Annotated in this window: 10 protein-coding genes; 9 read left to right on the forward strand and 1 reads right to left on the reverse strand. The window is 74.5% G+C overall.

Annotation, left to right across the window (positions count from 1 at the left end; translation table 11 throughout):
• Window positions 1-4 precede the first annotated feature (4 nt).
• Genes ABD644_RS11430 through ABD644_RS11465 form a run of 8 tightly spaced genes read left to right on the forward strand, consistent with a single transcriptional unit; the run spans window position 5 to window position 8,807 of the window.
• Window positions 5-763, forward strand: a complete 759-nt coding sequence (locus ABD644_RS11430; protein WP_344688990.1) for a sulfite exporter TauE/SafE family protein — start codon at window positions 5-7, stop codon at window positions 761-763.
• Window positions 760-1,827 (forward strand): alpha/beta hydrolase family protein, encoded by a 1,068-nt coding sequence (locus tag ABD644_RS11435; RefSeq protein WP_344688991.1) that lies wholly within the window; start codon window positions 760-762, stop codon window positions 1,825-1,827. Before ABD644_RS11430 ends, ABD644_RS11435 begins: the two co-directional genes overlap by 4 nt.
• The gene (locus tag ABD644_RS11440) at window positions 1,820-3,001 is read left to right on the forward strand and encodes an LVIVD repeat-containing protein (protein WP_344688992.1); all 1,182 of its coding nucleotides are present in this window, start codon (window positions 1,820-1,822) and stop codon (window positions 2,999-3,001) included. The genes ABD644_RS11435 and ABD644_RS11440 overlap by 8 nt, the downstream gene beginning before the upstream one ends.
• Window positions 2,998-4,005 (forward strand): amidohydrolase family protein, encoded by a 1,008-nt coding sequence (locus tag ABD644_RS11445; RefSeq protein WP_344688993.1) that lies wholly within the window; start codon window positions 2,998-3,000, stop codon window positions 4,003-4,005. The genes ABD644_RS11440 and ABD644_RS11445 overlap by 4 nt, the downstream gene beginning before the upstream one ends.
• Before the next feature lie 7 nt (window positions 4,006-4,012).
• Window positions 4,013-4,468: a (2Fe-2S)-binding protein gene (locus ABD644_RS11450; protein WP_344688994.1), complete on the forward strand. Its 456-nt coding sequence runs from the start codon at window positions 4,013-4,015 to the stop codon at window positions 4,466-4,468.
• The gene (locus tag ABD644_RS11455; protein ID WP_344688995.1) at window positions 4,465-6,585 is read left to right on the forward strand and encodes a xanthine dehydrogenase family protein molybdopterin-binding subunit; all 2,121 of its coding nucleotides are present in this window, start codon (window positions 4,465-4,467) and stop codon (window positions 6,583-6,585) included. Before ABD644_RS11450 ends, ABD644_RS11455 begins: the two co-directional genes overlap by 4 nt.
• Window positions 6,582-7,721: a M24 family metallopeptidase gene (locus ABD644_RS11460; protein ID WP_344688996.1), complete on the forward strand. Its 1,140-nt coding sequence runs from the start codon at window positions 6,582-6,584 to the stop codon at window positions 7,719-7,721. Before ABD644_RS11455 ends, ABD644_RS11460 begins: the two co-directional genes overlap by 4 nt.
• 57 nt (window positions 7,722-7,778) lie before the next feature.
• Complete coding sequence (locus tag ABD644_RS11465; protein ID WP_344688997.1) at window positions 7,779-8,807, forward strand: LacI family DNA-binding transcriptional regulator; 1,029 nt, start codon at window positions 7,779-7,781, stop codon at window positions 8,805-8,807.
• A gap of 4 nt (window positions 8,808-8,811) precedes the next feature.
• Here ABD644_RS11465 and ABD644_RS11470 read toward each other — a convergent pair whose 3' ends face one another.
• On the reverse strand, window positions 8,812-10,839 hold the full coding sequence (locus ABD644_RS11470; RefSeq protein WP_344688998.1) for a S41 family peptidase: 2,028 nt from the start codon (window positions 10,837-10,839) through the stop codon (window positions 8,812-8,814).
• Window positions 10,840-11,003: 164 nt separating this feature from the next.
• Here ABD644_RS11470 and ABD644_RS11475 point away from each other — a divergent pair.
• Window positions 11,004-11,829: DUF222 domain-containing protein (locus tag ABD644_RS11475; RefSeq protein WP_344689005.1), on the forward strand; the 826-nt coding region annotated here is incomplete at its 3' end.

Below are 11,829 nucleotides of genomic sequence, written 5' to 3' on the forward strand. Positions count from 1 at the left end.
AGCGATGGGGATCGAGGCCCTCGACCTCGTCGTCATCGTGGCGGCGATCGCCGTCGGCGCGTTCATCAAGGGCGCGACCGGCGGCGGTCTCCCCCAGCTGGCCATCCCGGTGATGGCGGTGTTCCTCGGGGTCGAGCACGCCGTGGTGGTCATGGCCATCCCCGGCGTCGTCGCCAACGGGCTGCTGGTCTGGTCGCACCGGGCGGAGGCACCGCGGACCCGGCACCTGCCGGCGATGCTCGCCGCCGGCGTCGTCGGCTCGGTGGCGGGCACGATGCTGCTGCACTCCCTCGACGGCCGGGTGCTGTCGGGGGTGCTGGCGCTGGTGATCGTCACCTACATCGTGCTGTCCGTCGCCAAGCCGGGCTTCACGCTGCCCGAGCGGGTCACGCGGATCGGCGCCGGCCCGGTCGGCCTGGCGGCCGGCGGGCTGCAGGGGGCGACCGGCATCTCCGGGCCGCTGCTGACCACCTGGCTGCACGGTTTCGGCATGCCGCCGCGGGCGTACGTCTTCGCCCTCTCGTCGCTGTTCTTCGTCTTCTCGACCGTCCAGGCGATCACGCTGGCCGGGGTGGGGCTCTACACCCCGACCCGGCTGCTGGAGAGCCTGCTGGCCCTCCTGCCGATCCTGCTGGCCCTGCCCCTCGGCGTCCGGGCCGCGAGGAAGCTGTCGGCGCGGACCTTCCAGCGGGTGATCCTCGTGCTGCTCGCCGCCTCGGTCGTCTCGCTGATCCACGACACCTTCGCCGGAGCGCCCTCATGAGCAAGCTGCAGGCGGTCGTCGCCAACTGGTACCCACGGTTCCTGGCCAACGGCATCGACTGGTTCGACCTGACCCGCACCCTCGAGCAGGTCGCCGACTGGGACGACTGGGCCGACGCCTGGACCGCGACGGCGGACCGCTACGAGGCCCTCGGCCGGGCGGCGCTGGACGAGGGGCACCCCGTCACCGCCGGCGAGCACCTGCGCCGGGCCGCGCTGACCCTGCAGTTCGCCCAGTTCGTGCTCACCGACGACCCCCGGCGGCGCTCGGCCCTGCAGGCGCGCATGTCGGCGCTGTACGCGCGGGCGGCGCCCCTGCTCGACCCGCCGGCGCAGCCGGTGAGCATCCCGTACGGCGAGGGCTGCACCGTCGTGGGCTATGTGCGCCGGCCGATGCACGCCGACAGTCCCGGGCTCGCCGTGCTCATCCCCGGCCTGGAGTCCACCAAGGAACAGTTCAGCACCTACGAGCCCTACTTCCTGCGGCGCGGCGTCGCGACCCTCTCCGTCGAAGGCCCCGGCCAGGGCGAGGGGGCGCTCTCCTCGCCCTTCCGCACCGACCGCTATGCCGAGGCGATGGCCGCCGTCGCCCAGGCGATCGGCACGCTCGAGGGAGTCGACGCCGAGCGCGTCGTCGTCGTGGGCACCAGCTTCGGTGGGCATCTCGCACTGGCCCACGCCGCCGCCTTCCCCGGCCTGCGGGGCGTCGTCGACATCGCCGGCCCCTACGACCTGCGCGCGTTCGGGGACCTGCAGGAGGTGACCCGCGAGGGCTTCCGCGACTTCGTGGGCGCCGCCGACCAGGACGAGGCACGCCGGCTCCTCGCCGATGTGACGCTCGACGGCGTCCTCGACCGGCTGACGGCGCCCGTCCTCGTCGTCCACGGCGAGCGGGACACGATCATCGACGTCGCGCACGCCCACCGCATCGCCGCCGCCCTGGGCGACCGGGCCACCGTCCGGCTCGAGGCCGACGGCAACCACTCGTGCAACAACCTGGCCACCGTCGTGCGACCTGCCGTCGCCGACTGGGTCACCGACCGACTGGAGAGCACACATGACTGACCAGACCGGCAGGAGCGGGTCGAGCAAGGGGCTGCGCACCGTCGCCCACGACGACCTCGGGGGCTTCGGCGACGGCATGCAGGTGATGCGCGAGGGCGACGCGGTCTACGTCGGGCACTTCGGGCCGAGCGGGATGGGCACCAGCGTGCTGGACGCGTCGGATCCCACGTCGCTCACGCTGGTGAAGCAGTGGGAGGCCCCGCACGGCAGCCACACGCACAAGGTCCAGGTCGCCGACGGCCTGCTCCTGGTCAACCACGAGCAGTTCCGCGGCGGCGAGCCCTACAGCGCCGGCATGGCCGTCTACGACCTCGCCGACCCGCTCGACCCGCAGCAGATCGGCTGGTTCGACTCCACCGGCAAGGGCGTGCACCGCATCGTCTGGGAGGGCGGGCAGTACGCGTACGTGTCGGCCATCCCGGAGGGCTTCGACGACCGCATCTGGGTGATCGTCGACATGAGCGACCCCCGCACGCCGGTGGAGGCCGGCCGCTGGTGGTGGCCCGGCCAGTGGACCGGCGGTGGCGAGACGCTCGAGGTCCCCGACGGCAAGCGGTACGCCGCGCACCACGCGCTGGTCGACGGCGACACCGCCTACCTCGGCTACGGCGACGCCGGCCTGGTCGTGCTCGACATCTCCGACCGGTCGAAGCCCACCCAGGTAGGGCACCTGAACTGGGAGCCCGGCGGCGACACCCACACCTGCCTGCCGCTCCCGGGCCGCGACCTGCTCGTCGTCACCGACGAGGTCGTCACCGAGGGCCGCGCCGGCGAGCCGCACCACGTGCGGATCGTCAACGTCTCCGACCCCGAGGCGCCGCGGGTGGTCGGCATCTGCCCGCCACCCCCGGACGAGTTCTACGACCGGGGGCTGCGGTTCGGCCCGCACAACCTGCACGAGAACCGGCCCGGCACCTACCGCAGCGCCGATCTGGTCTTCTGCACGTGGTTCAACGCCGGCCTGCGGGTGTACGACCTGCGCGACGCCGAACACCCGGTCGAGGTCGCGCACTGGCTGCCCGACACCCCCGACGGGCAGGCGGCCGCGCAGATCAACGACGTCTTCGTGGGTGCCGACCTCGACATCTGGGTGACCGACCGCGTCAGCGGCGGGGTCTACCGCCTCGAGGCCGACGACGACCTGCAGGCACTGATGCGCGAGCGTGCCCTGTGAGCGGGCCGATCGACGTCCACGCCCACTGCATCCCGGTGGGGGTGATCGACACCCTGCGCGCCGAGAGCGGGCGCTATGGGATCGAGATCGCCGAGGCCGACGGCAAGTACGCCGCCCTCATCTCCGGGGCCGGGAAGACCCGGCCGTTCATGCCCGCCCTCCTCGACGTGCCGCGGCGGCTGGCCGCCATGGACGCGTCGGGGGTCGACGTGCAACTGCTCTCGAGCTGGATCGACCTGACCGCCTACTCCCTCGACGGCGCGACCGGGGCGCGGTACGCGCGCATGTTCAACGAGGCGCTCGCGGCGACCGTGGCCGAGGCGCCGGACCGGTTCCGCGCCCTCGCGACGGTGCCCCTGCAGAGCCCGGACCGGGCGGTCGCCGAGCTGCGGCACGCGGTCACCGCACTCGGGGCGGTCGGCGTGGAGATCGCGACGACCGTCGACGGCCTCGAACTGGACGACCCGGGTCTCGACCCGTTCTGGGCGGCGGCCGAGGAGCTGCAGTGCCTGGTCGTGGTGCACCCGCTCGACTCGCTGGCCGGCCGCAACGTCACCCGCTACGGGCTGAACAACCTGATCGGCAACCCGGCCGAGTCGACCCTCGCCCTCGGGCACCTGGTCTTCGGCGGCGTGTTCGAGCGCCACCCGGGCCTGAAGATGGTGCTGGTGCACGGCGGCGGGTTCGCGCCGTACCAGATCGGCCGCTGGGACCGCGGGTTCGCCACCGGTGCGCGCGGGGCGGCCGAGCACCTGACGCGCTCCCCCGGCGAGTGGCTCCGCCACCTCTACTTCGACACCGTGCTGCACTCGCCCGCGTCGCTGCGCTTCCTGATCGACGTGGTCGGCGCCGAGCACGTCGTCCTGGGCAGCGACTACCCGTTCATGATGGGCGAGCCCGAACCGGTGGCGGCGGTGGCGGCCGTGGCCGGCCTCGACCAGGCGAGTCGCGACCTCATCCTGGCGGGCAACGCCGCGGCCCTCCTGGAGGGTGTGCGGAGGTGATCCCCTCGTGGAGCTGACGGTCAACGGCACGAGCCGGGACGTCGACGCCCATCCCGACACCCCGCTGCTCGACGTGCTCCGCGGCGACCTGGGGTTGACGGGCAGCCGGTTCGGCTGCGGCCTGGGCCAGTGCGGCGCCTGCTTCGTCCTCGTCGACGGCCGGGCCGTCCCCGCCTGCGACACCCCGCTGTGGTCGGTCGAGGGCCGGTCGGTCACCACCGTCGAGGGCCTCGCCGACGGCGACCGGCTGCACCCGGTCCAGCAGGCCGTGCTCGACGAGCAGGCCGCCCAGTGCGGCTTCTGCGTGTCCGGGATCGTGGTCAGCGCGGCGGCGCTGCTGGCCGAGAACCCCCAGCCCGACGAGGCCACCGTCGCCGCGGCCCTCGACCGGCATCTGTGCCGCTGCGGCATCCAGCACCGGATGATCGCCGCCGTCGTCCGCGCGGGCCGGGAGTCCCGGTGACCGGCCTGCCCAAGGACGTCCTCGCCAACCCGCGGTTGTCGGCCTGGCTGTCGGTCGGCGCCGACGGCACGGTCGCGCTGCGGATCGGCAAGGTGGAGCTCGGCCAGGGCATCCTCACCGCCCTGGTACAGATCGCCGCCGACGAGCTCGACGTCGACCCCGCCGCGATCACGATGCTGGCCGCGCACACCGGCCTCGGCCCCGACGAGGGGCCCACCGCCGGCAGCATGTCCGTCGCCGACGCCGGGGCGGCCGTCCGGCAGGTCTGCGCCCAGGTCCGCCGGCTGTTCCTCGACGCCGCCTCGGCCGCGCTGGAGGTCGACCCCGCCGACCTGCGGGTCGACGACGGCCGGATCAGCACCGTCGACGGGGCCCGCAGCCTGACCTACGGCGAGCTCGCGGCGGCCGTGGACCTCGACCGCGACGCCGGGCCGCCGGTGGAGACCAAGCCCTACGACCAGCTCCGGCTGACCGGGACGTCGCTGCCGCGGATCGACCTGCCCGACAAGGTGACCGGCGTCCCCCGGTTCCTCTCCGACCTCGCGCTGCCCGGCCAGCTCTGGGGCCGGGTGGTGCGTCCGCCGTCACCCGGGGCCGCGCTGGTCGCGGTCGATGCCGCCGCCGGGCAGGCCCCCGGTGTGGTCGCGGTGGTCCGCGACGGCTCGTTCCTGGGCGTGGTCGCCGAGACCGAGCGGGCCGCCGACCTCGCCGTCGCCGGGCTGCGCGCCGCGGCCGAGTGGCGCGAGGAGGCGACGCTGCCCGACGAGGACGACCTGGCGGGCTACCTGCGGGCGGGCCCGCACGACGACCTGCCCGTCGACGAGGCCGGCACACCGGGTTCCGGCGTCGTCACCAGCCTGACGGCGACCTACTCGCGCCCCTTCCTGGCGCACGCGTCGATGTCGCCGAGCTGCGGGGCCGCCCGGTGGGACGGCGACCGGCTGCACGTGTGGAGCTCCAGCCAGTCGGTGTTCGGGTTGCGCACCGGCATCTGCCTCGCCCTGGGCCTCGAGCCCGGCGGCGTCGTCGTCGAGCACGTCGAAGGGGCCGGCTCCTACGGGCACAACGCGGCCGACGACGCCGCCTTCGACGCCGTCCTGCTCGCCCGCTCGGTGCCCGGCCGCCCCGTGCACGTGCGGTGGAGCCGGCAGGACGAGCTCTCGTGGGCCCCGTTCGGCTCCGCCCAGGCCGTCGACGTGACCGCCGGCCTCGACTCCGCCGGCCGGATCGTGTCGTGGGAGGCCGACGTGTGGAGCCAGGGGCACACCTCGCGGCCCGGGTTCCGCGGCACCCCCGCGCTCCTCGCCGCCGCGCACCTCGCCGAGCCGCACCCCCTGGCCGCGCCGGGCGACCCGCCGCCGGAGCGGGGTGCCGGCAGCACCCGCAACGCCCGCCCCGGGTACGCCATCGCCGCCCGGCGGATCACCGGGCACCGGCTGCGGGAGGTGGCGCTGCGGTCGTCGTCGCTGCGCACCCTCGGCGCCCACGCGAACGTCTTCGCGATCGAGTCGATGGTCGACGAGCTCGCCCAGGCCGCCGGGGCCGACCCGCTGGAGTTCCGGCTGGCCCACCTCGACGACGAGCGCGGCCGGGCGGTGCTGCTCGCCGCGGCCGAGCGCGCCGGGTGGTCGGGGCGGGCGTCGGATGGCGACGTCGGATGGGGCCTCGGGTACGCCCGCTACAAGGACAAGGGCGCCTGGTGCGCCGTCGTGGCGGAGGTGGAGACGGGCACCGAGCTGCGGGTGCGACGGCTCACCCTCGCCGTCGACGTCGGCCGGGTGGTCAGCCCCGACGGCGTGCGCAACCAGATCGAGGGCGGGGCGGTGCAGTCGGCCAGCTGGACCATGGCGGAGCGGGTGCGCTTCGACCACACGCGGATCACCAGCACCGACTGGGAGAGCTACCCGATCCTGCGGTTCCGGCAGGCCCCCCGCGTCGACGTCGTCCTGCTCGACCGGCCCGAGGAGCCCTCGCTCGGCGCCGGCGAGGCGGCGCAGGGGCCGACCGCCGGTGCCCTCGGCAACGCCGTCGCCGCGGCACTCGGGATCCGGGTGCGCGATCTGCCCATCACCGCCGAGCGCGTCGTCTCGGCGATCCAGAGCGGAGACTCGCCATGACCCCGCCGGACTTCAGCGATACCGAGATCGCCGCCCGCCGGCAGCAGGTCGACGACCTGATCGCGCGGCACGACCTCGATGCGGTCGTCGCCTACGGGGCCAACCGGTTCGGCAGCGTCGTCCCCTGGCTGACCGGCTGGCCGGTGACCCGCGAGGCGGCCGTCGTCCTGCGGCCCGGGCGCCGTGCCGCCCTGTTCGTGGGCTTCCCCAACCACGTGCCCAACGCCCGCCGGCTCGCGCGGGACGCCGACGTCGCCGGGTGCGGCGAGCGGACCGGCGAGACGGTGCTCGACGCGCTGCGCGCAGGGGGACGGCTGTCCCGGGTCGGCACGATCGGACCGGTCTCGGCCCCCGTGCGCGCCGCGCTGGAGGGCGCCGCCACCGTGGTCGCGCTCGACGCCGACTACACGCGGCTGCGCAGCATCAAGAGCGACGAGGAGCTCGCGGTCCTCCGGCACGCGGCCGCGCTGACCGACGCCTCGGCCCAGGCGCTGCTCGACGCCGCCGTCCCCGGCGCGTCCGAGCTGGACCTGGTCGCGGCCGTGGAGGCCAGCTACGCCGGCACCGGCGCGCTCAACCACATCCACTACGTCGCGGCGACCTCGATGGCCGACCCCGACCGGTGCGCCCCCGCGCAGTGGCCCAGTGACCGGCGGCTCGCGGCGGGCTCGGTGGTCGTGTTCGAGCTGAGCACCACCTGGGGCCCGGACTACCCCGGGCAGCTGCTGCGGACGCTGACCGTCGACGCCGAGCCGACACCGCTGTACCGCGAACTGCACGACGTCGCCGACGCCGCGCTGGCCGCGATGTCGGGCCTCCTGCGTCCCGGCGTCCTGCCCGCGGAGCTGCTGGCCGCGGCGGACCTCGTCCTCGACGCCGGCCTGACCACCGTCGACGACCTCCTGCACGGCTTCGGCGGCGGCTACCTCCCGCCCGTGCTCAGCCACCGCGGTCCGGCGACCGGCGTCCACGCCGAGCCGCTGCAGGAGCGGATGACCGTCGTCGTGCAGCCCAACGTGTGCACGACCGACCTGCGAGCCGGCGTGCAGACCGGCGAGCTGTTCGAGATCACCGCCGACGGCGCGCGGTCGCTGCACTCCTTCCCCCGCGGCCTGCTGCGGGGTGGAGCACGCTGAACCGGGTCCCCCGTCCGAGGAATCCGCAGGACGGCGGTCCGCCGCTACCCTGAGCCGGTGCGCCCGCCGACGCTCCGCGATGTCGCGCTGCAGGCGGGCGTCCACCCGGCGACCGCCTCGCGTGCCCTGAACCCCGAGACGCGCGGCCTGGTCAACGAGGACACCGCGAACCGGGTGATCAAGGTCGCCAAGGCCCTGGGGTACCGCCCCAACCCGATCGCCCGCAGCCTCAAGACGGCCCGGTCGGCCACGATCGGGCTGCTCGTGCCGGATCTGACCAACCCGCTGTTCCCGCCGATCGTCCGCGGCGTCGAGCAGGTGCTGAGCCCGGTCGGGTACAGCGCGTGGATCGTCAACACCGACAACGACCTCGACCGCGAGCGGTCGCAGGTCATGTCGCTGCGCTCCCGGCAGGTGGAGGGGTTCATCATCGCCACCGCCCGGCTGCACCACCCGCTCCTGGAGCAGCTGCACGCCGAGGGCGTGCCGATGGTGCTGGTCAACCGCCGGCTCGCCGACGGCGGGGTCCCGTCCGTGACCCCCGACGACGCGGCCGGCGCGACCATGGCCGTCGCGCACCTCACGTCGCTCGGGCACACCCGCATCGCCCACCTGGCCGGCCCGCAGGACACGTCGACCGGGGTGGTGCGGCTGCGCGCCTACCGGGAGGCGCTGGCCGCGCACGGCATCGAGGAGGATCCCGCGCTGATCGCCACGTGCGCGAGCTGGACCGAGCAGGAGGGGGCGGTCGGCCTCCGGCAGCTGCTGGACTCCGGAGCCGACTTCACCGCGGTGCTCGGCGGCAACGACATGCTGGCGCTGGGTTGCTACGACGTGCTCGAGGAGCGCGGGTTGAGCTGCCCGCAGGACCTGTCGGTCGTGGGCTTCAACGACGTCCCGTTCGTCGACAAGCTGCGCCCGCCGCTGACCAGCATCCACGTGCCGCACCAGGAGATGGGGGCCGAGGCCGCCCATCTCCTGCTGGACATGCTGCAGAACCCTGGCCGGCACCCGCGGTCGGTGCTGCTGCCGCCCACCATCGCGGTGCGCCAGTCGACCGCCCCACCCCGCGCCCACACCCCCTAGTCGCTCAGAGGGGCTCGGTCCGCGCTGCGACGAGCTCGCCGTCGGCGTACCCCTCGATCCGGAGACGGGTCGCGCCCGGCACGCCGGGAACGCTCAGGGTGACGTCGCCGTCGGCCACGTCGACGCTGGCCTTGGGGCGGCCGTCGACGTAGACGTCGAGGCGTCCGACGCCCGCCGTCGTGACCTGCAGCGTGAGCGTGCCGTCCGCGGCCGCGGTCGACTGCACGTCCAGCCGCCGCCGCGGCAGACCGGCCAGCAGCGCACCGGCGGCCTCCAGCAGATCGAGGTTGCCGTCGAGCACGTCCCGGCGGGTCAGCTCGTGCCGCACGTCCGGGGGGACGCCGAGGTCCTCCACCGGCGTGCCCGCGAGCGCGCCGACCCGCAGCGTCCGGCGGATGGAGACGCGCATGTCGGCCTGCTTGGGCAGCGGGGCGTAGGGCGTCTCGGGATCGGGCTGCGGGATCTGCATCAGCGCCGACAGGAGTCCGTGGGTCCACACGTTGGCCCCGCCGGCACCGGTGTTGTCGTCGACGCCGAGCACCGGGCCGATCCGGTGGTCTTGGAAGCCCGCGGAGAAGATGTCGGTCGCCGAGTAGCAGCGGGCGTCGGTGACCAGGACGACGGGGCCGAAATACCGCTGGCCGACGGCGTTGGCACCCTCGACCGGCGTGATCGGGAAGGCCGAGGAGAAGATCGAGCCGGTCTCGACGGCCTGCTCCATCGACGGGAACCACGGGCCCAGGTCGATCTGCTGGGTCGGGTTGGCCGCGTGCCTCCGGCAGATCGTCAGGTTCAGCGGCGTGCAGATGAACTGCACGGGCTCGGGGCTGACCATCCGCGGCGTCAGGGTCTGCAGCAGGAACTCGGCGGCGTGGATGTGCCCGCCGCCGTTGCCCCGGACGTCGAGGATCAGGCCCTCCCGCGGGAGGAGCTCGACCAGGCGCACGAACTCGGCGACGAAGGCCGCGGGGTCCTCGACGCTGAAGGTGAAGATGCGCAGGTGGCCGAAGGTGCCCGCACCGGTGACGACACTGCGCGCCCGGAACACCATCGGCATCGTCGAGGTCACCTCGGCCCCGGCCTCGGCCGGGGTCGTCGACAGCTCCGGCTCGCTCGCGCCGTACTGCTGCTCCACCGCCCGCCGGGCGAACAGCAGCGCCCGGGCGCGGCCGACCTCGTCGGCCTCCAGGTCCAGCCCCATCGAGGCCGCCGCGGTGGTGACGGCGCCGGCGTCGGCCATCGCGGGCGCGTTGCCGGCGACCAGCCACGGCTCCCGCAGTTCCCGCCGGACGCCCGCGGAGTCGAGATAGGTGACGGTCACCCACTCCTCGTCCGGGGGCAGGTGCAGCCGCAGCGAGCGCAGCGTGAGCGACTCCACGCCGCGGGCCAGGCGGGCGGAGCGGTTGCTGCCGGCGAACCGGTCGGCGTTGACGGCCACCGCCGTGTCGATCGGGATCCCGTTCCAGTGGGTCACCCGCACCCCGACCGTGAGCGTGCCCGCCGCGATCCCCGCGGCGATCCGGCTGACGATGTAGCGCGTCTCGCCGTCCTCGGTGCAGCGCTCGATCTGGAACGGGAGGTAGGCGATCATCCCGGCGAACGGGGCGGGCAGCAGGTAGTTGGTGTGCAGGTCACGGACCGAGTGGAAGATCCCCGACATCTCGGTGTGGAAGGCCCGCTCGGGGTCCATCGTGGCGTCGGTCTGCCGCTCCAGGCGGGCACGCAGCAGCCGCAGCCGCTGCACCGGGTTGACCGCGTGCATCGCCGACTTCAGCGGCAGGTGCACGTAGTTGGCCTCCAGCAGCACCAGGGCCTGCTCGACGATCACCCTCCGTTCGGCCAGGGTGAGCGTTCCGGCGGTGGCGACGAAGTCGCGCAGCGGCACCGACTTCTCGACCGCCGCGTCGCCCGAGCCGACCTGCACGGTGAGATCGGCGGGCAGGGAGTCGTCGGTGCCGGCGTAGGCGGGCTGGTCGTCGTCCGGTGCCCGGCGCGGCGCCAGGACCTCCACATGGCTGCTCAGAGTCGTCATCGTCGAGGCCTAGCGCCTGACACGTCACCGAGCCGTCACCGGAGCGTCACAGGCCCGGCGCGAGCGGGTGTCGCGCGGGCCATGCCGAGCTCGGGGGCAGACCGCACTCAGATGACGGCGACGGAAATGTCGTACCCCCGCCATAGCGTGTCGGTGTGCCTCGGATGTCCGGCTCCTCGACCTTCGAGGGCGTGCTGATCGACTGGTCGCTGGGCCAGCCGGTCGATCCGCCGCAGCTGCCGGTGGAGTTGCTGTCGAAGCGGCAGGCGGCCGCGGAGCTGGCCCGGCGGCAGCGCCGGCAGGCGATGGACGCCGCCTACGAGGCGGAGCTGATCCTGCGGCTGGCCGAGCTGACCCCCGACGGCGACGACCCGCAGCCCGGCGCCCCGGGAACACGCGCGCCGGGCTGGTCGGCCGGGGAGGATCCGGTGGGGGTGAGTGAGTTCTTCGCCGGGGAGCTGGCGCTGGTGCTCAACCGAGGCCGGGGCACCGCCCGGCATCTGCACCACCGGGCGCTGGCGTGGCGGGAGAACCTGCCCGCCACCTACGCGGCGCTGGCCGCCGGCGACCTGGACGTGGCGCGGGCGGGCGCGCTGGCCGACGTGCTCGGCGCCACCCGCCCCGAGCTGGCCCGGGCGGTCGAGGCCCGGCTGCTGCCCGAGGCGGTGGACCTGTCGGTGGCCCGGCTGCGGGCCCGCGCCCTGGAGCTGCTGGTCGAGCTGGACGCCCCCGCCGCCGACCAGCGCCGCGAGCAGGCCAAGCGCCGCGCCGACGTGTTCCTGCAGCCCGGTCAAGATGGCATGGCCACCCTGGGCGCGGAACTGTCCGCCGACGAGGCCGCGGAGGCCTACGCGCTGATCGACCAGCTCGCCCGGCTGGCGAAGGCCGACGGCGACGAGCGGCCGATCGCGGCGATCCGCACCGAGCTGTTCTCGCTGCTGCTGCGCCGCCCCGGCGGGCACGGCCAGCCCGGCGTGGCCGCGCAGCTGA

The sequence above is a fragment of the Blastococcus jejuensis genome (genome assembly GCF_039534705.1).
GTDB lineage: Bacteria > Actinomycetota > Actinomycetes > Mycobacteriales > Geodermatophilaceae > Blastococcus_B > Blastococcus_B jejuensis.

Coding starts and splice junctions, on each gene's coding strand:
- ABD644_RS11430 (WP_344688990.1), top strand. CDS start 5: ATGGGGATCGAGGCCCTCGACCTCGTCGTCATCGTGGCGGCGATCGCC.
- ABD644_RS11435 (WP_344688991.1), top strand. CDS start 760: ATGAGCAAGCTGCAGGCGGTCGTCGCCAACTGGTACCCACGGTTCCTG.
- ABD644_RS11440 (WP_344688992.1), top strand. CDS start 1,820: ATGACTGACCAGACCGGCAGGAGCGGGTCGAGCAAGGGGCTGCGCACC.
- ABD644_RS11460 (WP_344688996.1), top strand. CDS start 6,582: ATGACCCCGCCGGACTTCAGCGATACCGAGATCGCCGCCCGCCGGCAG.
- ABD644_RS11470 (WP_344688998.1), bottom strand. CDS start 10,839: ATGACGACTCTGAGCAGCCATGTGGAGGTCCTGGCGCCGCGCCGGGCA.